This window comes from Pseudomonas sp. RSB 5.4, assembly GCF_037126175.1.
GTDB lineage: Bacteria > Pseudomonadota > Gammaproteobacteria > Pseudomonadales > Pseudomonadaceae > Aquipseudomonas > Aquipseudomonas fluorescens_H.
Genome location: NZ_CP146986.1, coordinates 5,020,118 through 5,046,626 on the forward strand (window position 1 = coordinate 5,020,118; position 26,509 = coordinate 5,046,626).

The 26,509-nt window shown below is 61.7% G+C and carries 21 protein-coding genes; 11 read left to right on the top strand and 10 right to left on the bottom strand.

The genetic code is table 11. The features are described 5' to 3' along the window. Positions 1-19 precede the first annotated feature (19 nt). The 9 genes from phaC (V9L13_RS22740) to V9L13_RS22780 form a co-directional block, all read right to left on the bottom strand. Entirely contained in the window at positions 20-1,702 is a 1,683-nt protein-coding gene (gene phaC, locus V9L13_RS22740; RefSeq protein WP_103520651.1) for a class II poly(R)-hydroxyalkanoic acid synthase, read from the bottom strand. Between the two features lie 139 nt (positions 1,703-1,841). Next, complete coding sequence (gene phaZ / locus V9L13_RS22745) at positions 1,842-2,696, bottom strand: poly(3-hydroxyalkanoate) depolymerase (protein WP_003220867.1); 855 nt, start codon at positions 2,694-2,696, stop codon at positions 1,842-1,844. 140 nt (positions 2,697-2,836) lie between these two features. Further along, positions 2,837-4,516, bottom strand: coding sequence for a class II poly(R)-hydroxyalkanoic acid synthase (gene phaC / locus V9L13_RS22750; protein WP_003220868.1), 1,680 nt, complete (start codon positions 4,514-4,516; stop codon positions 2,837-2,839). 257 nt (positions 4,517-4,773) lie between these two features. Further along, positions 4,774-5,151: a DUF971 domain-containing protein gene (locus V9L13_RS22755; protein ID WP_338800595.1), complete on the bottom strand. Its 378-nt coding sequence runs from the start codon at positions 5,149-5,151 to the stop codon at positions 4,774-4,776. 153 nt (positions 5,152-5,304) lie between these two features. Continuing rightward, on the bottom strand, positions 5,305-6,639 hold the full coding sequence (gene hslU, locus V9L13_RS22760; protein ID WP_003220872.1) for an ATP-dependent protease ATPase subunit HslU: 1,335 nt from the start codon (positions 6,637-6,639) through the stop codon (positions 5,305-5,307). 49 nt (positions 6,640-6,688) lie between these two features. Next, positions 6,689-7,225: an ATP-dependent protease subunit HslV gene (hslV, locus tag V9L13_RS22765; RefSeq protein WP_003220875.1), complete on the bottom strand. Its 537-nt coding sequence runs from the start codon at positions 7,223-7,225 to the stop codon at positions 6,689-6,691. A 284-nt stretch (positions 7,226-7,509) separates the two neighbouring features. After that, on the bottom strand, positions 7,510-8,217 hold the full coding sequence (locus V9L13_RS22770; protein ID WP_003220877.1) for an SPOR domain-containing protein: 708 nt from the start codon (positions 8,215-8,217) through the stop codon (positions 7,510-7,512). Between the two features lies 1 nt (position 8,218). After that, a complete protein-coding gene (gene argS / locus V9L13_RS22775) occupies positions 8,219-9,955 on the bottom strand; it encodes an arginine--tRNA ligase (RefSeq protein WP_338800596.1) in 1,737 nt (578 codons plus the stop codon). Between the two features lie 239 nt (positions 9,956-10,194). After that, the gene (locus tag V9L13_RS22780) at positions 10,195-12,414 is read right to left on the bottom strand and encodes a primosomal protein N' (protein WP_338800597.1); all 2,220 of its coding nucleotides are present in this window, start codon (positions 12,412-12,414) and stop codon (positions 10,195-10,197) included. Positions 12,415-12,699: 285 nt separating this feature from the next. On the opposite strand from V9L13_RS22780, the gene rpmE reads away from it, so the two are divergent. The 3 genes from rpmE to V9L13_RS22795 all read left to right on the top strand — a co-directional run bounded on the left by rpmE (position 12,700) and on the right by V9L13_RS22795 (position 15,191). Then, positions 12,700-12,915 (top strand): 50S ribosomal protein L31, encoded by a 216-nt coding sequence (gene rpmE, locus V9L13_RS22785; protein WP_007968345.1) that lies wholly within the window; start codon positions 12,700-12,702, stop codon positions 12,913-12,915. Positions 12,916-12,956: 41 nt separating this feature from the next. Further along, positions 12,957-13,739: a thermonuclease family protein gene (locus V9L13_RS22790; RefSeq protein WP_338802893.1), complete on the top strand. Its 783-nt coding sequence runs from the start codon at positions 12,957-12,959 to the stop codon at positions 13,737-13,739. A gap of 183 nt (positions 13,740-13,922) precedes the next feature. Further along, a complete protein-coding gene (locus V9L13_RS22795; protein ID WP_338800598.1) occupies positions 13,923-15,191 on the top strand; it encodes a malic enzyme-like NAD(P)-binding protein in 1,269 nt (422 codons plus the stop codon). A gap of 263 nt (positions 15,192-15,454) precedes the next feature. Here V9L13_RS22795 and V9L13_RS22800 read toward each other — a convergent pair whose 3' ends face one another. Then, complete coding sequence (locus tag V9L13_RS22800) at positions 15,455-17,902, bottom strand: penicillin-binding protein 1A (RefSeq protein ID WP_103485591.1); 2,448 nt, start codon at positions 17,900-17,902, stop codon at positions 15,455-15,457. A 216-nt stretch (positions 17,903-18,118) separates the two neighbouring features. Here V9L13_RS22800 and V9L13_RS22805 point away from each other — a divergent pair, with 216 nt between their 5' ends. The 8 genes from V9L13_RS22805 (at position 18,119) to V9L13_RS22840 (ending at position 26,354) form a co-directional block, all read left to right on the top strand. Continuing rightward, positions 18,119-19,183, top strand: a complete 1,065-nt coding sequence (locus V9L13_RS22805) for a pilus assembly protein PilM (protein ID WP_338800599.1) — start codon at positions 18,119-18,121, stop codon at positions 19,181-19,183. After that, positions 19,183-19,749 (top strand): PilN domain-containing protein, encoded by a 567-nt coding sequence (locus V9L13_RS22810; RefSeq protein WP_003220894.1) that lies wholly within the window; start codon positions 19,183-19,185, stop codon positions 19,747-19,749. The genes V9L13_RS22805 and V9L13_RS22810 overlap by 1 nt, the downstream gene beginning before the upstream one ends. Then, positions 19,746-20,369 (top strand): type 4a pilus biogenesis protein PilO, encoded by a 624-nt coding sequence (pilO, locus tag V9L13_RS22815; protein WP_003220896.1) that lies wholly within the window; start codon positions 19,746-19,748, stop codon positions 20,367-20,369. Before V9L13_RS22810 ends, pilO begins: the two co-directional genes overlap by 4 nt. Further along, positions 20,366-20,893: a pilus assembly protein PilP gene (locus V9L13_RS22820; RefSeq protein WP_338800600.1), complete on the top strand. Its 528-nt coding sequence runs from the start codon at positions 20,366-20,368 to the stop codon at positions 20,891-20,893. The genes pilO and V9L13_RS22820 overlap by 4 nt, the downstream gene beginning before the upstream one ends. Positions 20,894-20,906: 13 nt before the next feature. Beyond that, the gene (gene pilQ / locus V9L13_RS22825) at positions 20,907-22,979 is read left to right on the top strand and encodes a type IV pilus secretin PilQ (protein ID WP_338800601.1); all 2,073 of its coding nucleotides are present in this window, start codon (positions 20,907-20,909) and stop codon (positions 22,977-22,979) included. A 4-nt stretch (positions 22,980-22,983) separates the two neighbouring features. Continuing rightward, positions 22,984-23,502 carry a shikimate kinase AroK gene (gene aroK / locus V9L13_RS22830; RefSeq protein ID WP_045122260.1) on the top strand — a complete coding sequence of 173 codons (519 nt, stop codon included), beginning with the start codon at positions 22,984-22,986 and terminating at the stop codon, positions 23,500-23,502. Positions 23,503-23,653: 151 nt separating this feature from the next. Beyond that, positions 23,654-24,754, top strand: coding sequence for a 3-dehydroquinate synthase (aroB, locus tag V9L13_RS22835; protein WP_210556778.1), 1,101 nt, complete (start codon positions 23,654-23,656; stop codon positions 24,752-24,754). A gap of 10 nt (positions 24,755-24,764) precedes the next feature. Continuing rightward, on the top strand, positions 24,765-26,354 hold the full coding sequence (locus V9L13_RS22840; protein WP_003220906.1) for an AAA family ATPase: 1,590 nt from the start codon (positions 24,765-24,767) through the stop codon (positions 26,352-26,354). Positions 26,355-26,509 lie beyond the last annotated feature (155 nt).

Sequence of the window (26,509 nt, forward strand, 5' to 3'; positions counted from 1 at the left end):
AGAAAAGTTCGGTTAAGCGTCAGCGCACATGCACGTAGGTGCCGGGTGCTGCCTCCATCGGTGGATAGTTCGGGTTGCCGAGGGTAAACGTGGTTTCGTGCTGCGTGCCGGAGCGCTGCTGAATCCATTCCAGCCACTGCGGCCACCAACTGCCGTCAACGCGTTTGGCGTCGTAATACCAGGCGCGCGGATCGCTACTGAGCTTGCCGTTCTCGACGTAATTGGCTTTCGGGTTGCTGGGCGGGTTGAGGATGCTTTGCACGTGGCCGCTGTTGGACAGCACGAAGCGCCGCTCGCCGCCGAGCAGCAACGTCGAGCGATACACCGCGTCCCACGGCGTGATGTGGTCGTTCATGCCGGCCACACTGAAGCTGTCGACGGTGACTTTCTGCAGGTCGATAGGCGTGCCGCAGACTTCCAGGCCGCCCGGGTGGGTCAGCGGGTTGTGCTTGAAGAAGTCCAGCAGGTCGCCGTGGAATGCGGCGGGCAGGCGCGTGTTGTCGTTGTTCCAGTAGAGGATGTCGAAGGCTGGCGGCTCCTTGCCGAGCAGGTAGTTATTGACGAAGTAACTCCAGATCAAATCGTTGGGCCGCATCCAGGCGAACACCTTGGCCATGTCGCGACCGTCGAGCACGCCTCTCTGATAGGAACGGCGCTTGGCGGCTTCGATGGTCTGTTCGTCGGCGAACAGGGTGGTCGGGGTTTCGATCTCGCTGTCGAGCAGGCTGACCAGATAGGTCGCACTGGAGATTCGCCGCAGCTGCCGTTTGGCCTGCAGATGCCCCTGCAGCGCGGCAATGGTCAGGCCACCGGCGCAGGCGCCCATCAGGTTGACCTCGCGCGCGCCGGTGATCGCCCGGCAGATGTTCATCGCTTCTTCCACCGCTTCGACGTAGGTCGAGAGGCCCCATTCCCGGTGGCGTACGTCCGGGTTGCGCCAACTGATCATGAAGGTCTGCAGGCCGTTTTTCAGCGCGTACTGGACAAAGCTGTTCTGCGGGCTGAGGTCGAAAATGTAGTACTTGTTGATTTGCGGCGGCACCACCAGCAACGGCTTGGCGTACTGTTTTTCGCTCATCGGCTTGTACTGGATCAGCTCCAGCAGCTCGTTGCGAAACACCACGGCACCGGGGGTGGTCGCGACGGTCTTGCCAACTTCGAAAGCCTGTTTGGTGACCTGGCGCGGCAGGCCATCGTTGTGCAGCAGATCATCGAACAGATGACTCAGACCGCGCACCAGACTCTGGCCGCCGGAATTGAATAGCTCCTTGACCGCCAGCGGATTGAGCAAGGTATTGGAGGGCGCCACGGCATCGTTGAGCAGGGTGAACGCGAAGTGCGCGCGGGCGCGGTCGTCCTCGCTCATGCTGCTTTCATCGATCCAGCTCTTGACCTGTTTCTGCCAGGCCAGATACGCCTGCAGGCTGCGCCGGTAGAACGGATTGAGGCTCCACGCCGGGTCGGCGAACCGCGCGTCCTGCGGGTTGGTCGGATGCAGGGTTTCACCGAGCAGCACGCGACCGAGTTGGCCGCCGAGTTTCAGCGCGTGTCTGGCACTGTGGATCGGGTTACGCAGACCGTGGGCTGCGACGCTGCGCAGCGTCGAGAGCAGGTCCCGGCCACGCAGCCCGGTCATTGCACTCTGTGCATTGATGAACACGGCGGGACTGGGCACTACGCCCGTCGCAGGTTTGTCGCGCATGACTCAACACTCCTTCGTCTTCAGGTCAAAAACAAACTCACCGAACCAGAACACCATAGTCGCTGTTACGGGTTGCTGCCTGCGCGGCGTCCTGCCGCGCACGTTGTTCAAAACCCTGCATAAAGCCTGCCGCCGTGATTTATCCGCCCAGCGGCGAGGGTTGCGGATGCATGACCGCTCGCTGACGCTCCTCCTGGAGGAACTTCATGATGATCGGCGCCACCGCTTCGGCGCGGGTGATCAGGAACAGATGACCGTCGTCGATGATGTGCAATTGGGCGTTGGGAATCCGCCAGGCGAGCATGCGCATATTGATCAACGGGATCAGCGGGTCGTCGTCACCGGCCAGCACCAGGGTCGGCTGATGGATCTTGTGCAGCCAATGAATGCTGGTCCAGCCGAGGCCGGCGAACAGTTGCCAGTAGTAACCGAGCTTGCCCGCCGAACGTACTTTCGCTGCATGGCTGGCAGCCAGCGTCGGGTCGCGGCGGAATGAGCCGCCGTAGATCAACGGCGCAATGCGGATCACGTGGGACGGCTGGATGTAGCGTCGCGGGCTGGCCATCATCCACAGCACTTTCGGTTTGCCCGGCACCATGAAGGCACCGGCCGCGGTCGCCGCCAGCACCAGTTTCTTGCAGCGTTCCGGGTAGTCGTGGGCGAATTGCTGCGCCAGTGCACCACCCCAGGACACGCCGATCACATTGACCTGGCCGTAGTCGAGGTAGTCGAGCATCCGCGAGGTCAGCTTCGCCAACCCGGGAAAGCGATAAGGCCGGTTCGGCGTCGACGAGCCGCCGACACCGGGCACGTCGAAGGCGATCACTTCGAGATCCGGATCCAGCGCCGCGACAAACGGAAACACCAACTCCAGGTTGGCGCCGATGCCGTTGAAAATCAGCAAGGGCGTCAAATGAGGCTTGCCGGGGCGTACCGCGGTGCGGAGGGTCTGCCCATCCAGATCGACGGTACGGAAAATGAACGGTTGCGGCATGCTTCAGGCCCTGTGGATTAATTCATCCCCGCTCCCCTGTAGGAGCTGCCGCAGGCTGCGATCTTTTGATCTTGTTTTTTTGAATCAAGATCAAAAGATCGCAGCCTGCGGCAGCTCCTACAGGGAGGGCGAGGTGTCAGTTACCGCTCATGTACATAAGTGCCCGGCGAGGCCTCGCCTGCCGGATACGCCTTGTTGCCCAGTTTCAGTGGCGCCTTTTTCAGATTGCCCGAGCGCTCGGCCTGCCACGCCTGCCAGTACAGCCACCAGGAATCGGTGTGCTTGGTCGAGTTCTCTTGCCACTCGTCGGCATTGGCGGCCATGCCTTCGCTGGTCATGTAGCGCGATTTCGGGTTGCCCGGCGGATTCAGGATGCTCTGGATGTGCCCGCTGCTCGACAGCACGAACTCGACCTTGCCGCCAAACAGCTGCGCCGACTTGTAGCAGGACTTCCACGGGGTGATGTGGTCGTTGGTGCCGGCCAGCGAGAAGATGTCAGCCGTGACCTGCTTGAGGTCGATCGGCGTGCCGCACACTTCCAGTGCATTGGGGCGAATCAGTGGGTTGTTTTTGAACATCTCGATCAGGTCGCCGTGGAACGCCGCCGGCAACCGGGTGGTGTCGTTGTTCCAGAACAGGATGTCGAACACCGGCGGCTCGTTGCCGAGCAGGTAATTGTTGACCCAGTAGTTCCAGATCAGATCGTTCGGGCGCATCCACGCGAAGACCTTGGCCATGTCCTTGCCTTCAAGCACACCGGCCTGATACGAGTGACGCTTGGCGGTCTCGAGGGTCTGCTCGTCGACGAACAGGGCGACGTCGCTGTCCAGCGTGGTATCGAGCACGCTGACCAGCAGGGTCAGGGCGTTGACCTTCTTCTCGCCGAGCGCGGCATAGTGGCCGAGCAGGGCAGTGCAGGTGATGCCGCCGGAGCAGGCGCCGAGCATGTTGATGTCTTTGCTGCCGGTGATCGCCGTAACCACGTCGACCGCTTCCTTCAGCGCATCGATGTAGGTCGACAGGCCCCATTCGCGCTGAGCCTTGGTCGGGTTGCGCCAGCTGACGATGAAGGTCTGCACGTTATTGCGCAGGCAGAAGCGCGCCAGACTCTTGTCCGGGCTCAGGTCGAAAACGTAGAACTTGTTGATCTGTGGCGGCACCACGAGCAACGGCCGCTCGTGGACCTGCTCGGTGATCGGCTTGTACTGGATCAGCTCCAGCACGTCGTTGCGAAACACCACCGCGCCTTCGGTCACGCCGAGGCTCTTGCCGACCTCGAACGCGCCCATGTTGACCTGGCTCGGCATGCCGCCGTTGTGCACCAGATCCTTGGCCAGATGCGAGAGGCCGTCGAGCAGGCTTTTGCCGCCGGTCTCGAAGAAGCGTTTGACTGCCGCCGGGTTGGCTGCGGTGTTGGTCGGGGCCATGGCTTCGGTCATCAGGTTGATCACGAAGTGGCCGCGCGCGATGTCTTTGGGTGACAGGCTGCTGTCGTCGATCCAGGAATGGAGCTCCTTGCGCCACGCCAGGTAAGTTTGCAGATAACGTTTGTAGAGCGGGTTCTGACTCCACGCCGGATCAGCGAAGCGACGGTCATCGCTGGCCGGTTGCAGTTCGGATTTGCCGAACAGCACGTTCTTCAGTTCAAGACCGAAATGGGTCACGTGCTTGACGCTATGGATCGGTTGTTTGATGGCCTGGGTCAGCACCATTCGAGCAGAGGCCAGCAGATCCTTTCCGCGCAGCCCAACGACGGGATTAAGCCCCAGGGTGTTTTCCGAGGCTTGGTACTTCAGGTCATCGTTATTCTTGTTACTCATCTACGACGCTCCATTGTCCTGAGACGAGTACCCGGTTTCTGCTGTGCAGTTCCACAGCGAATGCCAGGTACTACTGCTCGGGTGACCGTTAATTCTGCATAGCTGCTTTACAGTCGTAGAGCACTGCAGGGAACTTGCCAGCTCCATTGGTTACCCGAGTTTAATTTTTTTCGCAAGCAGGCCGATCCTCGGCCACACAGCAGCGCATTCAAACAGATGAATTTAGAAAATGCCCTCTAAACAGCAAGAGCCTCGGACTAGAGCATCAGCTTGACGATCGACTGGTCCGGATCGCGGGTTTTCCCGGCGGCTTTGAGCTCGGCCAGATAATCGGCCCAGAGTACGTCATGACGTCGCCCCAGCTCGTAGAGGTATTCCCAGGTGAACAAGCCGCTGTCGTGACCGTCGTCGAAGGTCAGTTTCAGTGCGTACTGACCGGCCGGTTCCAGGCCGCTGAGGCCGACATTGAGCTTGCCGAATTGCAGGATCGGTTTGCCGTGGCCCTGGACCTCGGCGGAAGGGGAATGCACGCGCAGGAATTCGGCGGGCAGGGTGTACTCCTCGCCGGACGCGTATTTGAGCGTCAGGGTTTTCGAGGCTTTGTGCAGTTTGATGTCGGTGGGGATTGAGGTCATGGTCTGGCGTCCGTTGTGTGGGCGACCCTGATTCAAATGTGGGAGCGGGCTTGCTCGCGAATGCGGTGTGTCAGCCAACATGGGTGTCGACTGGCACGGCCTCTTCGCGAGCAAGCCCGCTCCCACAGGGTCCGCTACCGCTGTAAGTATGGCTTACAGGATATAACGGGACAGGTCTTCGTTCTGCGCCAATTCGCCCAGATGGCTGTTGACGTACGCAGCGTCGATCAGGATCGGCTTGTCGTCATGCGCGCTGGCCAGATCGCCGGCGCTGAACGACACCTCCTCCAGCAAACGCTCGAGCAGCGTGTGCAGACGACGAGCACCGATGTTCTCGGTCTTCTCGTTGACCTGCCAGGCGATCTCCGCCAGACGCTTGATGCCTTCCGGCTGGAACTGGATGTTCAGGCCTTCGGTTTTCAGCAGCGCGCAGTATTGCTCGGTGAGCGAAGCGTGCGGCTCGCTGAGGATGCGTTCGAAGTCTTCCGGGCTCAGGGCCTTGAGTTCGACGCGGATCGGCAGACGGCCTTGCAGCTCGGGCACCAGGTCGCTCGGCTTGCTCAGGTGGAATGCACCGGAAGCGATGAACAGGATGTGGTCGGTCTTGACCATGCCCAGCTTGGTGTTGACGGTGCAGCCCTCGATCAGCGGCAGCAAGTCGCGCTGTACGCCTTCACGGGACACGTCGGCGCCGCCGACATTGCCGCGCTTGGCGACCTTGTCGATTTCGTCGATGAACACGATGCCGTGCTGTTCGACCGCTTCCAGCGCCTTGGCCTTCAACTCTTCTTCGTTGACCAGACGCCCGGCCTCTTCGTCGCGCACCAGTTTCAGCGCTTCCTTGACCTTGAGCTTGCGAGCTTTCTTCTTGCCCTTGCCCATGTTGGCGAACAGGGACTGCAACTGGTTGGTCATTTCTTCCATGCCAGGCGGCGTGGCGATCTCGATGCCGGCCATTTCGGCGACTTCGATTTCGATTTCCTTGTCGTCCAGTTGACCTTCGCGCAGGCGCTTACGGAACAGTTGGCGGGTGTTGGAATCCTGAGCCGGCTCTTCGTTGCTGAAGCCCATGCGTGCCGGTGGCAGCAGCGCGTCGAGGATGCGGTCCTCGGCAGCGTCTTCGGCGCGGTGGCGTACGCGAGTCATTTCCTGCTCGCGGAGCATCTTGATCGCAGCGTCGGCCAGATCACGGATGATCGATTCAACGTCACGGCCGACGTAGCCGACCTCGGTGAATTTGGTCGCTTCGACCTTGATGAACGGCGCGTTGGCCAGTTTCGCCAGACGACGGGCGATTTCGGTTTTACCGACACCGGTAGGGCCGATCATCAGGATGTTTTTCGGGGTCACTTCAACACGCAGCTCTTCAGGCAGCTGCATGCGGCGCCAGCGGTTGCGCAGGGCAATCGCGACGGCGCGCTTGGCATCGTCCTGGCCGATGATATGGCGGTTGAGTTCGTGGACGATTTCGCGGGGAGTCATGGACATAGTAATTGGCGGTCCTCAAGCAGAAAAAAGCCGTGGCACAGGGGCCGTATCAGGCTTCTTCAGCGAGATCCTGCTCCTCAATGGTCTGAGTGTGGTTGGTGAATACGCAGATGTCGGCAGCGATGCCCAGTGCGGTTTCGACGATTTCACGGGCCGACAGGTCGGTCTTTTTCAACAGTGCGCTGGCTGCAGCCTGTGCATAACCACCGCCGGAACCCATGGCGATCAGGCCATTCTCGGGTTCGACCACGTCACCGTTGCCGGTGATGATCAGGGACGCGTCCTTGTTGGCGACCGCGAGCATGGCTTCGAGGCGGCTCAGGGAGCGGTCGGTGCGCCATTCTTTGGCGAGTTCGACAGCGGCGCGGATCAGGTGGCCCTGATGTTTCTCGAGCTGGCCTTCGAAACGTTCGAACAGGGTGAAGGCGTCGGCGGTGGCGCCGGCGAAACCGGCGATGACCTGGCCGTGGTACAGGCGGCGAACTTTCTTCGCGTTGCCTTTCATCACGGTGTTGCCGAGAGAAACCTGGCCGTCGCCGCCCATGACGACTTTGCCGTGGCGGCGGACTGAAACGATGGTGGTCAAGGGAAGAGTCTCCACGCAGCGGGGCGAAAATGCCTTATGCCCATTCATATGGGGGTGTTGGAGAGGATTTCAACCGGGGAGGGTAATGGGAGACGAATGGTCTTTGATGACTGTGGCGAGGGGATTTATCCCCGATGGGGCGCGAAGCGGCCCTGAAACCTGCGATTGCAGTCGGTCTGACACACCGCGAATGCTGGATTTACGACTGCTGCGCAGCCGGTCGGGGATAAATCCCCTCACCACAAGGTTGTGGGCAACCTCAGAGTGAGGTGCCCACTGGCCAATCAGCGGCTCTGGCGTTGTTGTAACAACAGGTTGCTGAAGCCGCTGCCCGCCAGTTGTTTCTGCGCAGTCGTCAGCTGTTCGCGGTTGCTGAACGGGCCAACCAATACGCGGTACCAGGTTTCATCCTTCACTGTGCCCGACTCAACCGAAACGGCCTGGCCGAGCAGAATGATCTGCGCCCGTACCTTGTCCGCGTCCGCCTCTTTGCGGAACGAACCGGCCTGGAGGAAGAACTTGGTCACCGGCGCCGCTTTCGCCACCGGTGGCGCTGGCGGCGGGGTAATGCCCGACAGCGCAGCCTGCGCCCGCGCGGTATCGATCTTCGCCGCTTCCGCCGGGGTGACCGGCGTGGTCGGCACTTGTGGCGTCGGCAGGGTTTTCTCCGGCACGGCATCCGGCGGCACGATCACTTCCGATTCCGGCAGCAGGGTGTAGAAGTCGTACTTCGGCTTCACCGGTTGTGTCGGGCTCGGCGGGGTCTTGTTGGCCTCGGCGATTTTCGTGGCTTTCTGCTGTTGCGCTTGCTCGATCTTCTCGCGCTTGACCGTGTCGCTGCCCTTGCCCGGCTCCAGTTTCATCAGGAACACGATGAACGCACCGACCGTCAGGCCGATGGCCATCCACAGCCAGCCCGGGATCGGTTGCTTTGCAGGAGCTTGGTAACGGCTGGCGCCACGCTTGGGTGCAGGTTTTTTCTTGGCAGCCAACTTACATGCGCTCCAGAGTTTCCAGGCCCAACAGTTCCAGGCCTTGCTTGAGAGTACGACCGGTCAGCGCGGCCAGACGCAGACGACTCTGCATCCGGGCCGGCGTTTCGGCGGCGAGGATCGGGCAGTTCTCGTAGAAGCTGGAGAACAGACCGGCGACGTCATACAGGTAGGTGCAGAGGATGTGCGGGGTGCCTTTTTCCGCGACGTTGTTCAGCACTTCGCCGAACTGCGCCAGTTTCGCCGCCAGCTCTTGCTCGTGCGCCGCTTCGAGGACGATCTGGCCCTCGACTTCGCTGAAGTCCTTGCCCAGTTTGCGGAACACACCGGCCACACGGGTGTAGGCGTACAGCAGGTACGGCGCGGTGTTGCCTTCGAAGTTGAGCATCAGGTCGAAGTTGAAGCTGTAGTCGCTGGTGCGGTGCTTGGACAGGTCGGCGTATTTCACCGCGCCGATGCCGACAACCTTGGCGATGTTGCGCAGTTCGTCCTCGGCAAGCTCCGGGTTCTTCTCTTTGACCAGGTTGTAGGCGCGTTCCTGCGCTTCGGTCAGCAGGTCGATCAGCTTCACGGTGCCGCCGTCACGGGTCTTGAACGGACGGCCATCGGCGCCGTTCATGGTGCCGAAGCCCATGTGCTCCATTTCCATCGGATGGGTCACGAAACCGGCCTTGCGCGCCACGGCAAACACTTGCTGGAAGTGCAGGGCCTGACGCTGGTCGACGAAGTACAGTGCGCGGTCAGCTTTCAGTTTGCCAGAGCGATAGCGCACGGCCGCCAGGTCAGTGGTGGCGTACAGGTAACCGCCGTCAGCCTTGACGATGATCACCGGCAGCGGGTCGCCGTCGGCGTTTTTGAACTCGTCGAGGAACACGCACTGGGCGCCGTTGCTCTCGACCAGCATGCCAGCGGCTTTCAGATCGTTGACCACATTGATCAGGTCGTCGTTGTAGGCGCTTTCGCCCATCACGTCGGCCATGGTCAGTTTGACGTTGAGCAGTTCGTAGATCTTCTGGCAGTGCGACAGCGAGATGTCCTTGAACTTGGTCCACAGCGCCAGGCATTCGGCATCGCCGGCCTGCAGCTTGACCACCAGGCCACGGGCGCGGTCGGCGAATTCTTCGGACTCGTCGAAACGCTGCTTGGCGGCGCGGTAGAAGTTTTCCAGATCCGACAGCTCATCGCTGGTGATCGGGTTTTCCTGCAGATACGCCATCAGCATGCCGAACTGGGTGCCCCAGTCGCCCACATGGTTCTGGCGGATCACTTCGTCGCCAAGGAACTCGAGAACACGGGCCACGCCGTCGCCGATGATGGTCGAGCGCAAGTGGCCGACGTGCATCTCCTTGGCCAGGTTCGGTGCCGACAGGTCGACCACGGTGCGTTGCGCCGGGCCGGCCTTGCGCACGCCAACGTGAGCGTCGGCCAGGGCGGCGTCGAGGCGCGAGGCGAGGGCCTGGGTGTTCTGGAAGAAATTGATGAAGCCTGGGCCGGCGATTTCGGCCTTGGTGACGTTCTCGTCGGCCGGCAGCGCGGCGATGATTTTCTCCGCCAGATCGCGCGGCTTCATGCCCGCAGGTTTGGCCAGCATCATGGCGATGTTGCTGGCGAAGTCGCCGTGGGTCTTGTCACGGGCGTTCTCCACCTGAATCGCCGGCGACAGGCCTTCAGGCAACACACCTTCGTTGACGAGTTGGGTGAGGGCTTGTTGGATCAGCTGGCGAATGGTGTCTTTCATGGTCTTCTCTTTCGACCGCAAGCGCGGCGGCGCATCGATGCGCGGGTGGAAAAACTGGGCATTATCCGTTGCGAAGACGGGCTTGCCAACCTTAGCAGGCAGCTTATGGATATGTGGTGACAATTCGGGCCTATTCGCGAGCAAGCCCGCTCCCACAGGGGATCGGTGTCAGACACATAATCTGTGAACGCCGCAGATCCAATGTGGGAGCGGGCTTGCTCGCGAAGGCGATTTTCAGATCAATACAGATCCACGGGATCGACATCCAGCGACCAGCGCACCGCCCGCCCGCTCGGCATCTGCTCTAATTCCAGCAACCAGCTGCTGAGCAACCGATGCAGCGGCGCCCGCGCTGTAGCCTGCAACAATAGCTGCGCCCGATACCGACCGGCACGCCGCTCCATCGGCGCCGGCACCGGGCCCAGCAGTTCGATGCCGGTCAGATTCTGCTCGACCAGCAAGCGCTCGGCCGCGCTGCACGCCTCGTCGAGAAAACCCTCGGCCTGCCCCGGCTTGTGCGCTTCGGCGCGTAACAGCGCCAGATGCGCAAACGGCGGCAGTCCGGCGGCGCGGCGCTCGCTCAAGGCTTGCTCGGCAAAGGCGAAGTAGCCCTGCTCGGTCAGTTGCACCAATAAAGGATGGTCGGCCAGGTGCGTCTGGATGATCACCTTGCCCGGCTCTTCCGCCCGCCCGGCGCGTCCGGCGACCTGCACGATCAATTGCGCCATGCGCTCGCTGGCGCGGAAGTCGCCGGAGAACAGTCCGCCGTCGGCATCCAGAATCGACACCAGCGTGACCCGCGGGAAGTGGTGCCCCTTGGCCAACATCTGCGTGCCGACCAGAATGCATGGCTGACCCTTTTGAATCGTCGCGAACAGTTTATTCATCGCGTCCTTGCGCGAAGTGCTGTCGCGGTCGACCCGCAGCACCGGGTAGTCCGGGAACAGAATCGCCAACCGCTCCTCCGCACGCTCGGTGCCGGCGCCCACCGGCCGCAGATCGACCTTGTTGCACTTGGGGCACTGGCGCGGCGTGCGTTCGACATAGCCGCAGTGGTGGCAGCGCAGCTCGCCATAGCGCTGGTGCACGGTCATCCGCGCATCGCAGCGCGAACACTCGGACATCCAGCCGCAATCGTGGCACAGCAGCGTCGGGGCAAAGCCGCGCCGGTTGAGGAACACCAGCACCTGTTGGCCGGCGGCAAGGGTCTGGCCGATGGCTTGCTGCATCGGCCCGGAAATGCCGCTGTCCAGCGGACGGCTTTTCACGTCCAGCCGCAGGAAACGTGGTTGTTTGGCGCCGCCGGCCCGCTCGTTGAGGCGTAGCAGGCCATAGCGACCGGTGTAAGCGTTGTGCAGGCTTTCCAGCGAAGGCGTGGCCGAACCGAGGACGATCGGGATGTTTTCCTGGCGCGCGCGCACCAGCGCCAGATCCCGGGCGTGGTAGCGCAGGCCTTCCTGCTGTTTATAGGAGCCGTCGTGCTCTTCGTCGATGATGATCAACCCCGGATTTTTCATCGGGGTGAACAGCGCCGAGCGAGTGCCGATAATAATGTCGGCCTCGCCGTCGCGGGCGGCGAGCCAGGCGTCGAGGCGCTCGCGGTCGCTGACCGCCGAGTGCAGCAGGGCGATGCGTGCGTTGAAGCGCTGCTCGAAACGCGCCAGAGTCTGCGGCCCGAGGTTGATCTCGGGGATCAGCACCAGTGCCTGCTTGCCCGCTTCGAGGGTTTCGCGGATCAGTTGTAAATAGACTTCGGTCTTGCCGCTGCCGGTGACCCCGGCCAGCAAAAAGGCGTGATAACTGTCGAACCCGGCGCGGATCGCTTCGTAAGCGGCGCGTTGTTCGGTGTTCAGCGGCAACTCCGGCTGGGCCAGCCAGTGTTCATGGCGCACGCCGGGGGCGTGGCGCCGGATCTCCACTTGCACCAGGCCCTTGGCCAGCAGCAGGTCGAGGCTGTCCTTGCTCAGCATCAGTTTGCTCAACAACTGATGGGCGACGCCGTGCGGGTGCTGGGCCAGTGTTGCCAGGGCTTCACGCTGGCGCGGGGCGCGGGCGATGCGTGGATCATCGAGGCTGGCGCCGGGGGCGACCGACCAGAAGCGTTCCTGACGGGCCTCGGCCAGTTCGCCCTGACGCAGCAGGACCGGCAGCGCCCAGCTCAAGGTATCGCCGAGGCTGTGCTGGTAATACTGGGAGGTCCACAGGCACAGCTTGAACAATGCGGGAGGCAGTGGCGGGGTGGCATCGAGCAGGGCCAGCGCCGGTTTGAGCTTTTCTGCCGGCACTTCGCTGGTGTCGGTGATCTCGACCAGAATCCCGATCATCTCTCTGCGCCCGAACGGCACCCGCAGGCGCATGCCCGGCTGCAACTGGGCGCGCGACACCCCGGCCGGCGCCCGATAATCGAACAGGCGGCGCAGGGGCGAAGGCAGGGCGAGGCGCAGAATGGCGTCGGGCACGCGGGGGGTCTCTATCAACACGAAAGAAGGGCGAGCGCAGATCAATTGTGGGAGCGGGCTTGCTCGCGAATGCGCTGTGTCAGGCACTTTGATGTTGGCTGACACGCCGCCTTCGCGAGCAAGCCCGCTCCCACAGGAGAATGTGTTCGAGGCCGGGAGCCTAGCAGACGGTCGGTCTCAGGGACAGCTTGCGCGATTGACATTGTCTGGTAGAATCCGCGGCCTAATTACGTGCGGTATTCAACAATAGTGTTGGGTGGCGGCACGCTAGCTGAGGAAGACATCATGAAAGCTGATATCCACCCGAATTACCCAGAAGTTGCAGTAACCTGCAGCTGCGGCAACAAGTTCGAAACCCGTTCGACCTTCGGCAAAGCCCTGGCGATCGACGTTTGCAACGAGTGCCACCCGTTCTACACCGGTAAGCAGAAGACTCTGGACACCGGTGGCCGCGTTCAGAAGTTCGCCGACCGTTTCGGTGCCTTCGGCGCCAAGAAGTAAGATTGGTCATTCTGGAAAACTTCGACGGTTTCTCCAGGCTGATGAAAAGGGCGTCCCTTGTGGGCGCCTTTTTTGTGCCTGCGATTTGGCTGTCTGCTGCCCAGGCGTTTTGCCCCACGCCTGCCGGACTGAGCAGCGTCAGCGTCCAGCGTGTGGTCGATGGCGACACTCTGCGTCTGAGCGACGGGCGCAGTGTGCGCATGATCGGCCTCAACACGCCGGAGCTGGGCAAGCAGGGCCGCACTGACCAGCCCCTCGCTGTGGCGGCGCGTAAACGCCTCGAAACACTGGTGGCGGACAGCGGCGGTCGGGTCGGTCTGCTCACCGGCAAGCAGGCCAAAGACCATTACGGCCGTATCCTCGCGCATGTTTACAGTGCCAGCGGTACCAATCTTGAAGCGCAGATGCTTGCCGACGGCCTGGGTTTTCAGGTGGCCGTTGCACCGAACGTCGATCTTGTTGCCTGTCAGCAAGCCGCTGAGCAGAGCGCGCGCACCGCTGGGCGCGGCGTCTGGCGCCAGTCGCCTGTACTGAAAGCGGAGCAGATTCAGCACTCGGGTTTCGCCGTGGTCAGTGGACGTGTGAGCAAGGTTCAGCGCAATCGCGGCGGAATCTGGATCGAGTTGCAGGACTCGGTTGTATTGCGCGTTGCGCCCAATCTGGTTGGCCAATTCGACAGTCCCCGATTGCAGGCGCTGAAAGGCAGGCAGGTCGAGGCTCGTGGCTGGGTCGTCGATCGCTCGCGCCGTGGCGGCTTACAACCGGGTCAACCGCGTTGGCTGCTGCCGCTGACCGATCCATCGATGCTGCAAGGCGCCCGCTGAAGAAAAATTGTAGACATTTTTTCTGTCGATTGTGAACAGTCCAGCCCTTGTGCGCCGTGGCTCTTGGCCCAAAGTCGTAGGACAGGGCGCTTGACAGGGGTGACTGCTCAGTCTTGTGGGGACTTTGCGAGGCGCGTATCCTCGCTGACCAGTCTGTCCAACAGTAAAAAGCGGAATGCCAAAATGTCTGATCTGAAAACTGCCGCTCTCGAATATCATGCCAATCCTCGTCCAGGGAAGCTGAGTGTCGAGCTCACCAAGGCCACTGCTACCGCCCGCGACCTGTCGCTGGCCTACAGCCCCGGCGTAGCTGAACCAGTGCGTGAGATCGCCCGCGATCCTGAACTGGCCTACAAATACACCGGCAAGGGCAACCTGGTTGCAGTCATTTCCGATGGCACCGCGATTCTGGGTCTGGGTAACCTCGGCCCACTGGCTTCCAAGCCGGTCATGGAAGGTAAAGGCGTACTGTTCAAGCGCTTCGCCGGTATCGACGTGTTCGACATCGAAGTCGACTCCGAAAGCCCGCAAGCCTTCATCGACACCGTCAAACGCATTTCCATCACCTTTGGTGGCATCAACCTGGAAGACATCAAGGCACCTGAGTGCTTCGAGATCGAACGTGCTCTGATCGAGCAGTGCGACATTCCGGTATTCCACGATGACCAGCACGGCACCGCGATCGTGACCGCTGCGGGTATGATCAACGCCCTGGAAATCGCCGGCAAAACCCTGCCGGAAGCCAAGATCGTCTGCCTCGGCGCCGGCGCTGCGGCCATCTCCTGCATGAAGTTGCTGGTGAGCATGGGCGCAAAAATCGAAAACATCTTCATGGTTGACCGTACCGGCGTGATCCACTCCGGCCGTGACGACCTGAACCAGTACAAAGCGGTATTCGCTCACGCCACCGACAAGCGCAGCCTGGCTGATGCCCTGAAAGGCGCTGATGTGTTCGTCGGTCTGTCCGGCCCGAACTTGCTGAGCCCTGAAGGCCTGCTGTCGATGGCGGCCAACCCGATCGTCTTCGCCTGCTCGAACCCGGATCCGGAAATCTCCCCGGAACTGGCGCACGCCACCCGCAGCGACGTGATCATGGCCACCGGTCGTTCCGACTACCCGAACCAGGTCAACAACGTACTGGGCTTCCCGTTCATCTTCCGCGGTGCCCTGGACGTTCGCGCCAAGCGCATCAACGAAGAAATGAAAGTGGCTGCGGCCAACGCCCTGCGTGAACTGGCCAAGCTGCCTGTTCCTCAGGACGTGTGCGACGCCTACGGTGGTGCGCCGCTGGAATTCGGCCGTGAGTACATCATTCCGAAGCCAATGGACAAGCGCCTGATCACCCTGATCTCCGACGCTGTGGCCAAAGCCGCGATCGAGACCGGTGTGGCCACCCTGCCGTATCCGAAGAACTACCCGCTGAAAAGCGTGGATGACGTGTTCAACGGCTAAGTCGTTGTAGCGCTTCAATCAGAAGCCCCGGCTCGTGAGAGTCGGGGCTTTTTTTGTGCCTGTGTGATTTGTGGTGTTCTTCAGTGCCTCTTCGCGAGCAAGCCCGCTCCCACAGGTTTTGTGGTGTGCGCAAATGCTGGCTACAACCCGGGCACTGTGGGAGCGGGCTTGCTCGCGAAGAGGCCGGCCCAGACAACATAAAATCGCAGCCATAAAAAAGCCCCGCTCTTCTCTCGAAGGCGGGGCTTTTCAATGACACTGGATCAGAACAGGTCGATCGGCGCCTGCTCATCCGCCGGTAGCGGACTGCCTGGCGCCGCGCCATTGCCCAGCTCATTCACGGATGGCGGCGTGTCTTCCGACTTGAACAGCTCGAAGTAGGCACCCGGCGTGCTCGGCGTAGCCGCGCGACCGCTGACCGGGTCTACCCGCAGGCTGAGGATGCCTTCCGGCTCAGGCTGCACGTGCGGCGGCTTGTCCTTCAGCGCAGCCGACATGTAGTTCATCCAGATCGGCAGCGCCACGGTGCCGCCGAACTCACGGCGCCCGAGGCTTTCTGGCTGGTCGAAACCGGTCCACACGGTGGTCACGTAATCGCCGTTGTAACCGGAGAACCATGCATCCTTGGAGTCGTTGGTGGTACCGGTCTTGCCCGCGATGTCGCTGCGGCCCATGGCCAGTGCACGGCGCCCGGTGCCGAGCTTGATCACGTCCTGCAGCATGCTGTTGAGGATGTACGTGGTGCGACCATCGACGATCCGCTCGGCTACTGCCGGTGCTTGTGGCGCTGCTGCGGCGCCCGGGGCTTCACCCGGAACCGGTGCTGCGTTGACGGTGATCGGCTGAGACGCCGGGGCGGCAAAGCCATCGGTCGCCGAGCCACCCTGTGGCACGGTCGGCGGGTTGGCGACGAACAGCGTGTCGCCGTTGCGGCTTTCGATCTTGTCGATGATGTACGGGGTGATCTTGTAGCCGCCGTTGGCGAAGGTGCTCCAGCCGGTAGCGATCTCCATCGGCGTCAGGGTCGCGGTACCCAGCGCCAGCGACAGGTTCGGCGGCAGGTCCTGCTTGTTGAAGCCGAAGCGGGTGATGTAGTCGATGGTCTTGCCGACGCCCATCGCCTGCAGCAGGCGGATCGACACCAGGTTACGCGACTTGTACAGCGCCTCGCGCAGACGGATCGGGCCGAGGAAGGTGTTGGTGTCGTTCTTCGGTCGCCAGACTTTATCCAGGTACTCGTCGACGAACACGATCGGCGCGTCGTTGACCAGGGTCGCGGCGGTGTAACCGCTGTCCAGCGCAGCGCTGTAGACGAACGGCTTGAAGCTCGAACCCGGCTGACGCTTGGCCTGCAGGGCGCGGTTGTAGTTGCTCTGCTCGAAAGCGAAGCCGCCGACCAGCGAGCGGATCGCGCCGTTCTGCGGATCCAGCGACACCAGCGCGCCTTGCGCCTGTGGAATCTGGCTGAATTTCAGCGAATTGTTCGGCTGACGCTGCACGCGAATCAGATCGCCGACCTGCGCCACATCCGACGGCTGACGCGGTGCGGCGCCCATGCTGTTGGTGTTGAGGAACGGCCGCGCCCATTTCATGGTGTCCCAGGCGACATGTTCTTCGCCGCTACGGGTCAGCACCTGCAAGCCATTCTTGTCGACCTGGGTGACGATGGCCGGCTCCAGGCTGCTGATGGTGCGCTGCTTGGTCAGCTCGGTGGCCCAGGCTTCGTGGGTCTTGCCCGGCAGGCGCGACTCAGGGCCGCGGTAGCCGTGACGCTGGTCGTAGGTCATCAAACCTTCGTGCAGCGCGGTGTTGGCCATTTCCTGCAGGTTGCTCGGCACCGTGGTGGTGACGCGGAAGCCTTCGGTATAGGCGTCGCTGCCATAGCGGCCGACCATTTCGGCACGGGCCATTTCAGCGATGTACGGTGCGTTCACTTCCGGGGTCGGCACGTGATAGCTGGCGTTCAGTGGCTCGTTGATCGCGGCGGTGTAATCAGCCTCGGAGATCTTCCCGAGCTTGTACATGCGCCCGAGGATCCAGTCGCGACGTTCCTTGCTGCGCGCCGGGTTGGCCAGCGGGTTGAAGCGCGACGGGGCTTTTGGCAGGCCGGCGATCATCGCCATCTGCGCCAGGCTGACGTCGCGGATCGACTTGCCGTAATACACCTGCGCCGCCGCCTCGATGCCATAGGCGCGGTTACCCAGATAAATCTTGTTCACGTACAGCTCAAGGATCTCGTCCTTGGTCAGCTGCCGCTCGATCTGCAGGGCCAGAAGGATCTCGGTGGTTTTGCGCGAGAAGCTACGCTCGCTGGTCAGGAAGAAGTTCTTCGCCACCTGCATGGTGATGGTGCTGCCGCCGGACTGAATGTGTCCGCTTTTGACCAATTGGGTCGCGGCACGCATCAGGCTGCTCGGATCGACGCCATAGTGGTTGGCGAAATTGTCGTCTTCAGCACTTAGTAACGCATTAATGAAATTGGGGGGAATGTCGGCGAAACGGATCGGAGTCCGGCGCATTTCGCCAAATTCTGCGATCAATTTGTTATCGCTGCTGTAGACCCGCAATGGAATCTGCAACTGAATGCTTCGCAGCGCCTCCACAGAGGGCAAACCCGGACTAAGGTAAAGAAACGCGCCGCTGAGACCTAAAAGCAGTCCGCAGAAAACGGCGACGATGGACCAACCGAAAAATTTCAGCAGACGAATCAAGGCTTTTGGACATCCAGGGCAAAGAATGAATTTGGCGACAGGGTTCCGGGAACACACAGAACAACCCGCGCCGGCAGTAAAAAGCGGAAAAAAACGCTGGGCATTATAAGCACTTTTCTGCTGGGGGCGTCATTTGCGCTTCTGTCAAGGCGCGGAGAAGGAACGCAATGTGTATTACAGAGTCCGTAACTCACGGAAAGTCATAGGGAATTGGTAGTGCTGGGACTCTTCAATAAAAAGACCAATACGTTACTGGGGATCGACATCAGCTCCACTTCGGTGAAGCTGCTGGAGCTTAGCCGCCAGGGCGACCGCTACCGGGTCGAGGCCTACGCGGTGGAACCTCTGCCGCCCAACGCCGTGGTCGAAAAGAACATCGCCGAGCTCGAAGGCGTGGGCAATGCCTTGTCTCGGGTACTGGTCAAGGCGCGCACCGGGCTCAAGAGCGTGGCGGTGGCGGTGGCCGGCTCTGCGGTGATCACCAAAATCATCGAGATGGACGCCGGGCTGACCGATGACGAGCTGGAAAACCAGCTCAAGATCGAAGCCGACCAATACATTCCCTATCCACTGGACGAAGTCGCTATCGACTTCGAAGTCCAGGGCGTTTCGCCGCGCAACCCGGAGCGGGTCAACGTGCTGCTTGCCGCCTGTCGCAAGGAAAACGTCGAAGTGCGCGAGGCGGCGCTGGCGCTGGCCGGGCTGACGGCGCGAGTGGTCGATGTCGAGGCCTATGCGCTGGAGCGCTCGTTCGGCCTGCTCGCCAATCAACTGGCCGCCTCGCAGGAACGCCTGACGGTGGCCGTGGTGGACATCGGCGCGACCATGACCACTCTCAGCGTCCTGCACAATGGCCGCATCATCTATACCCGCGAGCAACTGTTCGGTGGCCGCCAACTGACCGAGGAGATTCAGCGCCGCTACGGCCTGACCGTCGAGCAGGCCGGGCTGGCGAAAAAGCAGGGCGGTCTGCCGGATGACTATATCAGCGAGGTTTTGCAGCCGTTTCGGGATGCGCTGGTACAGCAGGTGTCGCGCTCGTTGCAGTTTTTCTTCGCCTCCGGGCAGTACAACGCAGTCGATCACATTCTGCTGGCCGGTGGCACGGCGTCGGTGCCAGGGCTGGATCGCCTGATCGAGCAGCGCCTGGGCACCCCGACCCAGGTCGCCAACCCGTTTGCCGACATGGCCTTGAGCAGCAAGGTCAACGCCGGGGCCCTGGCCAGTGACGCGCCGGCCCTGATGATTGCCTGCGGGCTCGCGCTCAGGAGTTTCGACTGATGGCGCGGATCAACCTTCTCCCCTGGCGCGAGGAGCGCCGCGAAGAGCGGCGCAAGCGCTTCCTGCTGATCCTGATCGGGGTCTTCGTCGGTTCGGTGGGTGCAGTGTTCATTGCCGATCAGATCTTCGATGCCGCCATCGAGCGGCAGGCCGCGCGCAATGCCTACATCGGCAAGCAGATAGCGGTGGTCGACGAACGGATCAAGCAGATCAGCGAACTCAAGGCCCGGCGCCAGCAACTGGTCGAGCGCATGCGCATCATCCAGGACTTGCAGGGCAACCGGCAGATCAGTGGACGGATCTTCGATCAACTGGCACGCACGCTGCCGGATGGCGTGTATTTCACCAGCGTGAAACTGGTGGGCAAGACGCTGACCATCAATGGCGCGGCCGAGTCCAATAATCGGGTTTCGGAGCTGATGCGCAATCTGGATGCCTCCGACTGGTTTGACGCGCCCAGCCTCAACGAGGTGAAGGCGACGACCGCCGGTCAGGTGGATCAGGCCAACGTCTTTCAGCTGACCGTTCGTCAGACCCAGCCAGCCGTGACGGAGGGCGACAAATGAAACCGTCCGAATGGCTGCAGAGTCTGCGCAATATCGACTTCAACGATCTGGATACCAGCAACATCGGTTCCTGGCCGGCCGCGGTGAAAACCATCGCGGGAGCGTTGCTGGCGGTGCTGGTGTTGGCGCTTGGCTATAACTTTTTCATCAGCGACATGGAAAACCAGCTGGAAGCCAAGCATCAGGAAGAAGACACCTTGAAGGAGCAGTTCGCCAGCAAGGCGCACATGGCCGCCAACCTGGAGCTGTACACCCAGCAGATGAAGGAGATGGAAAACTCCTTCGGCGTGCTCCTGCGGCAGTTGCCCAGCGACACTGAAGTCCCGGGGTTGCTGGAAGACATCACCCGCACCGGGTTGGGCAGTGGCCTCGAATTCGAAGAGATCAAGCTGCTGCCGGAAGTGACCCAGCCGTTCTACATCGAGTTGCCGATCCAGATCACCGTCACCGGGGCTTACCACGACCTCGCCACTTTCGTCAGTGGCGTCGCCGGGTTGCCACGGATCGTCACGTTGCACGATTTCGAACTGGCGCCGGCCAACCCCGAAGGCGGGACGAAGCTGCGCATGAGCATCCTCGCCAAGACCTACCGCTATAACGACAAGGGGCTGGAAAAATGACCCCGATCCGTTATTTCGCCCTGTCGATGCTGGTGCTTGGCCTCAGTGGTTGCGGCAGCAGTGACGAATTCAGCGACCTCGACGCTTACATGAACGAAGTGCGTCTGCGCCCGGCGGGCAAGATCGAGCCGACGCCGACGTTCCATTCCTACCCCACGTTTACCTACAGCGCGGCCAACCTGCGCAGCCCGTTCTCGCGTCAGGTGCGCGTCGATCTGGCCGGGCAGCAGCGCGGCTCGCGCAATGTCAAACCCGACCCCAACCGGGTCAAGCAATACCTCGAAGGTTTCAACATCGAGCAGTTTGAAATGGTCGGCACCATCTCCAATGCCTCCGGCTCCTTTGCCCTGCTGCGTGGGGCCGGCGGTGTGCATCGGCTGAAGGTCGGCGACTATCTGGGGCGCAACGACGGGCGCATCGTGGCGATCAGCGCCACGCAGGTCGATGTGGTCGAGATCGTGCCCGACGGCGAAGGCGCCTGGCTGGAACGTCCGCGCACCATTCCTTTGAAAGAGCACTCATAGTGGAAGTCGAACAATGAACAGGATTTTTTCCACCCTCGGTTTTTCGCTATGGATAGCGCTGCTGTCACCGATGGTTCAGGCGGCCAGTCTCAAGGCGCTGGATGTCGCGGCGTTACCGGGTGACCGCATCGAGTTGAAGCTGTCGTTCGACGGCCCACCACCGCAGCCCAAGGGCTACACCACCGAATCTCCGGCGCGAATCGCGCTGGATCTGCCGGGTGTCGCCAGCCAGCTGACGAGCAAGACCCGCGATCTGGGCAGCGGCAATGCGCGAACGGCGACAGTGGTCGAGGCCAACGACCGCACGCGCCTGATCATCAACCTGACGCAACTGACGCCCTACACCTCGCGGGTTGAGGGTAACAATCTGTTCGTGGTGGTCGGGCAGGGCGCCAAGCCTGCTGCGCCGCGCCCAGCCGCTGCTGCGCCACGACCGGTCGCGGCTCCGGCGAAGGCTTACGCCCCCGTTGCTAAGGCCATTCGTGGCGTGGACTTCCAACGTGGCACCGCGGGCGAGGGCAACGTGGTCATTGATCTGTCGGACCCGACCATCGCCCCGGATATCCAGGAGCATGACGGCAAGATCATCCTCAGTTTTGCCCGCACCCAGTTGCCCGACAGGCTGCGGGTGCGCCTCGACGTCAAGGACTTCGCCACGCCTGTGCAGTTCGTCAACGCCGCCGCCACCGGTGATCGTGCGGTCATCACCGTCGAACCCAGCGGCACGTTCGACTATTCCACCTACCAGACCGATAACAAACTGACCGTCAGCATTCGCCCGATGACGGTCGATGACCTGCAAAAACGCAATGCCGAGCGCCAGGCCTACAGTGGCGAAAAACTCTCGCTGAATTTTCAGGACATCGATGTGCGCTCGGTGCTGCAACTGATCGCCGATTTCACCAACCTCAACCTGGTGGCCAGCGATACGGTGCAAGGCGGTATTACCCTGCGTCTGCAAAACGTGCCATGGGATCAGGCGCTGGACCTGGTGCTGAAAACCAAAGGGCTGGATAAACGCAAGATCGGCAACGTGTTGCTGGTGGCGCCGGCCGACGAAATCGCTGCCCGCGAGCGCCAGGAGCTGGAGTCGCAGAAACAGATCGCCGAACTGGCACCGCTGCGCCGCGAGCTGCTGCAAGTGAACTACGCCAAGGCGGCGGACATCGCCAAGCTGTTCCAATCGGTGACCAGCGCCGAGGCGAAAATCGACGAGCGCGGCTCGATCACCGTCGATGAGCGCACCAACAACATCATTGCCTACCAGACCCAGGATCGCCTCGATGAACTGCGGCGGATCGTGGCGCAACTGGATATTCCGGTGCGTCAGGTGATGATCGAGGCGCGGATTGTCGAGGCCAACGTCGATTACGACAAGAGTCTGGGTGTGCGCTGGGGCGGTTCGATCCAGAACAAGGGCAACTGGAACACCTCCGGGGTCAGCAATGGCACCTCTACCACCATTGGCACACCGGGCAGCACCAGCACCAATTCGCCGTTCGTCGACATGGGCACGATCGGTAATACCTCGGGGATCGGCATCGCCTTCATCACCGACAATGTGCTGCTCGATCTTGAGCTGACCGCCATGGAGAAGACCGGCAACGGTGAAATCGTCTCGCAGCCGAAAGTGGTTACCTCCGACAAAGAGACCGCAAAGATCCTCAAGGGCACCGAGATTCCGTATCAGGAAGCCAGCTCCAGCGGCGCGACGTCGGTGTCGTTCAAGGAAGCTTCGCTGTCCCTGGAAGTAACGCCTCAGATCACCCCTGACAACCGCATCATCATGGAGGTCAAAGTCACCAAGGACGAACCGGACTACCTGAACAAAGTGCAGGATGTACCGCCGATCAAGAAGAACGAGGTCAACGCCAAGGTGCTGGTGAACGACGGCGAGACCATCGTGATTGGCGGTGTTTTCTCAAATACTCAAAGCAAGGTCGTAGATAAGGTGCCATTTCTTGGCGATGTGCCGTATCTTGGCCGCCTTTTCCGGCGTGATGTGGTTTCGGAGAAAAAATCCGAGCTGCTGGTATTTCTCACTCCGCGTATTATGAATAACCAGGCGATTGCTGTGAGTCGTTGATTCTGTGCGAAATTTGATTCTTGTAGGACCGATGGGCGCTGGAAAAAGCACCATCGGCCGGTTGCTGGCCAAAGAGCTGCGCCTGCCGTTCAAAGATTCCGACAAGGAAATTGAACTGCGCACGGGCGCCAATATCCCGTGGATCTTCGACAAGGAAGGCGAGCCCGGCTTTCGCGACCGTGAGCAGGCGATGATCGCCGAGCTGTGCGCTTTCGACGGCGTGGTGCTGGCGACTGGCGGCGGCGCGGTGATGCGCGATGCCAACCGCAAGGCCCTGCACGAGGGCGGGCGGGTGGTGTATCTGCACGCCTCCGTCGAGCAGCAGGTCGGCCGCACGTCGCGCGACCGCAATCGTCCTTTGCTGCGCACCGCCGATCCGGCGAAAACCCTGCGTGACCTGCTGGCGATCCGTGATCCGCTCTATCGGGAAATCGCCGATCTGGTGGTGGAAACCGACGAGCGGCCACCGCGTATGGTGGTGCTCGACATTCTCGACCGTCTGGCGCAGCTTCCACCCCGTTAAAGCATCGCCCGAAATGCGCTATCCTCGGCGTCCTGTCAGAGCCGCCGAGGTTGTGGCGGATGGCGTGCGAGCGGCGTCATACCCGCTATAGGCTGCAGACAACCAATAATTCAGGGCAGGACGCCTGCTTCCATCTTCACTGTGGGGACACATGCAGACACTCAAGGTCGATCTAGGCGAGCGCAGCTACCCGATTCATATTGGCGAAGGTTTGTTGGATCAGCCTGAGTTGCTGGCGCCGCATATCCACGGGCGGCAGGTGGCAATCATCTCTAACGAGACCGTTGCGCCGCTCTATCTCGAACGTCTGACCCGCAGCCTGGCGCAGTTCTCGGTGATCTCGGTGGTGCTGCCGGACGGCGAAGCCTTCAAGAACTGGGAAACCCTGCAACTGATCTTCGACGGCCTGCTGACCGCCCGTCATGACCGCCGCACCACGATCATCGCCCTCGGCGGCGGTGTCATCGGTGACATGGCCGGTTTCGCCGCCGCTTGCTACCAGCGCGGCGTCGACTTCATCCAGATTCCTACCACGCTGCTGTCCCAGGTCGATTCGTCGGTGGGCGGCAAGACCGGCATCAACCACCCGTTGGGCAAGAACATGGTCGGCGCGTTCTATCAGCCGAACGTGGTGCTGATCGATACCGCGTCCCTGAAAACCCTGCCAGAGCGTGAGCTGTCCGCCGGTCTGGCCGAAGTCATCAAGTACGGTCTGATCTGCGACGAGCCGTTCCTGGCCTGGCTCGAAGACAACGTCGACGCTCTGCGCGCGCTGGACCAGAAGGCCCTGACCTACGCCATCGAGCGTTCCTGCGCGGCCAAGGCGGCAGTGGTCGGTGCCGATGAGAAGGAAACCGGCGTGCGCGCCACGCTCAATCTCGGCCACACCTTCGGCCACGCCATCGAGACCCACATGGGCTATGGTGTCTGGTTGCATGGTGAGGCGGTCGCCGCAGGTACGGTGATGGCGCTGGAAATGTCCGCGCGGCTGGGCTGGATCAGCGAGCAGGAACGTGATCGCGGCATTCGGCTGTTTCAGCGTGCCGGTCTGCCGGTGATCCCGCCGGAAGAAATGACCGAAGCCGATTTTCTCGAACATATGGCAATTGATAAAAAAGTGATCGACGGTCGTCTGCGCCTGGTGCTGCTGCGCCGGATGGGCGAAGCGGTGGTGACCGCCGATTATCCGAAAGAGGTTCTACAGGCCACGCTGGGAGCGGATTACCGCGCTCTGGCTCAGCTTAAAGGTTAATAAGATTCCGATGACTAGTTTGCATGCCGACGAGGCGTTCCTCGGCCATTTCCAGTTAAGTCACGACCCTTTCGCGCCGCGGGTGCCGGGCTTCAAATTCTTCCCGGCCCAGCGCAAGCCGGTGCTGGGGCAACTGCACCACCTGGCGCGTTACAGCCAGTTGCTGCTGGTGGTCACCGGCCCGCAAGGCAGCGGCAAGACCCTGCTGCGCCAGGCGCTGGTGGCCAGCACCAACAAGCAATCGGTGCAAAGTGTCGTGGTGTCGGCCCGTGGGGCCGGCGATGCCGCCGGCGTGCTGCGTCAGGTTGCTCAGGCGCTGGACGTGGCGCAGGCCGAGGTCGGCGCGATTCTGGCGCAAGTGGTGCAGCTGGCACTGACCGGGCAGGAAGTCTATCTGCTGGTGGATGATGCCGAGCAGCTTGACGAATCTGCGCTCGAGGCGCTGATGGCGCTGGGTGCCGGTGCGCCGGAAGGTCGTCCACACGTGTTCCTGTTCGGTGAATCGTCGCTGATCGCGCAACTGGAGGCCTTGCACCTCGAGGAAGAGCGCTTCCACGTCATCGAACTGCAGCCGTACACCGAAGAAGAGACCCGCGAATATCTCGACCAACGGCTCGAAGGTGCGGGCCGGGGTGTCGAACTTTTCACCGCGGATCAGATCTCTGAGATTCACGAAAGCGCCGAGGGTTGGCCTGGCAACATCAACCAGGTCGCTCGCGATGCACTGATCGAAGTCATGATTGCCAGCCGCTCTGCGGTCAAGCGTCCAAGTATGGGGTTCAACATGCCGAAGAAACACGTATTGGCGATTTCCGCCGTCGTTGTGGTCGCGGTCGCCGCCGCCTGGCTGATGCCGGGTCGCAACAAGGCGCCAACCACTGGCGCACCCGCCAACGAACAGGCACAACTGCCGTTGGGCCAAGGCGCCAAGGGTGGCGCGCCGAACGTCGAGTTCGCCGGCAATACCCAGCCGATGCCGCTGCCGCTGGTCGGCAACTCGCAACCGGTGATGCGCGGCCCGCTGGCTGAGGCTGCTGGCGGCATCACCGAAGGCGACGACGGCGTGCCGGTCGAAGGTTCCAGCGCGACGCCGCCGACCGTAACGACTTCCGCACCACCAGCAGGTGTTCCGGCCGGCCCGGCGCCAACCCCGGTTCCGGTGCCAGCCGCCAAGCCGACCCCGGCACCGACTCAGGTCGCCAGCGCCAAGCCTGCTCCGGCAGCGCCAGCGGCCAAACCGACTCCGGCTCCGGCCAAGCCTGTTGCTGCCGCCAAACCGGCGGAGAAGCCGGTTACCGTGGCCAAGGCTGCCGGTGGCAGCTGGTACGCCGGTCAGCCGACCAGCAATTACGTGGTGCAGATCCTCGGCACCAGCTCCGAAGCGACCGCGCAAAACTTCGTCAAGGAGCAGGGCGGCGAGTACCGTTATTTCAAGAAAGTCCTCAACGGCAAGCCTCTCTACGTGATCACCTACGGCAACTTCGCCAATCGTGATGCAGCCGTTTCTGCCATCAAGGCCTTGCCAGCGAAGGTTCAGGCTGGTAAACCTTGGCCTCGCACTGTCGCCAGCGTCCAACAGGAACTGGCAACAACTCGCTGAAGATTCGGCGGCCTTACCCAGGCCGCCTCTCCAAGCACCTCAAAATTTCTACGAGTGCGCGCCGTCTCTACAGACCGCGTGCCTTGTGGTGTCTGCGTCACAGTAGTCTTTGAGTCGTTGCAGTCAGAATTAAAAAAGTTTTGACTAGCACAGCA

Coding starts and splice junctions, on each gene's coding strand:
- argS (WP_338800596.1), bottom strand. CDS start 9,955: ATGAAAGACACCATTCGCCAGCTGATCCAACAAGCCCTCACCCAACTC.
- V9L13_RS22755 (WP_338800595.1), bottom strand. CDS start 5,151: ATGACCTCAATCCCCACCGACATCAAACTGCACAAAGCCTCGAAAACC.
- phaZ (WP_003220867.1), bottom strand. CDS start 2,696: ATGCCGCAACCGTTCATTTTCCGTACCGTCGATCTGGATGGGCAGACC.
- phaC (WP_103520651.1), bottom strand. CDS start 1,702: ATGCGCGACAAACCTGCGACGGGCGTAGTGCCCAGTCCCGCCGTGTTC.
- aroB (WP_210556778.1), top strand. CDS start 23,654: ATGCAGACACTCAAGGTCGATCTAGGCGAGCGCAGCTACCCGATTCAT.
- V9L13_RS22790 (WP_338802893.1), top strand. CDS start 12,957: ATGAAAAGGGCGTCCCTTGTGGGCGCCTTTTTTGTGCCTGCGATTTGG.
- V9L13_RS22840 (WP_003220906.1), top strand. CDS start 24,765: ATGACTAGTTTGCATGCCGACGAGGCGTTCCTCGGCCATTTCCAGTTA.
- V9L13_RS22795 (WP_338800598.1), top strand. CDS start 13,923: ATGTCTGATCTGAAAACTGCCGCTCTCGAATATCATGCCAATCCTCGT.
- hslU (WP_003220872.1), bottom strand. CDS start 6,639: ATGTCCATGACTCCCCGCGAAATCGTCCACGAACTCAACCGCCATATC.
- rpmE (WP_007968345.1), top strand. CDS start 12,700: ATGAAAGCTGATATCCACCCGAATTACCCAGAAGTTGCAGTAACCTGC.
- V9L13_RS22810 (WP_003220894.1), top strand. CDS start 19,183: ATGGCGCGGATCAACCTTCTCCCCTGGCGCGAGGAGCGCCGCGAAGAG.
- pilO (WP_003220896.1), top strand. CDS start 19,746: ATGAAACCGTCCGAATGGCTGCAGAGTCTGCGCAATATCGACTTCAAC.
- V9L13_RS22820 (WP_338800600.1), top strand. CDS start 20,366: ATGACCCCGATCCGTTATTTCGCCCTGTCGATGCTGGTGCTTGGCCTC.
- phaC (WP_003220868.1), bottom strand. CDS start 4,516: ATGAGTAACAAGAATAACGATGACCTGAAGTACCAAGCCTCGGAAAAC.
- pilQ (WP_338800601.1), top strand. CDS start 20,907: ATGAACAGGATTTTTTCCACCCTCGGTTTTTCGCTATGGATAGCGCTG.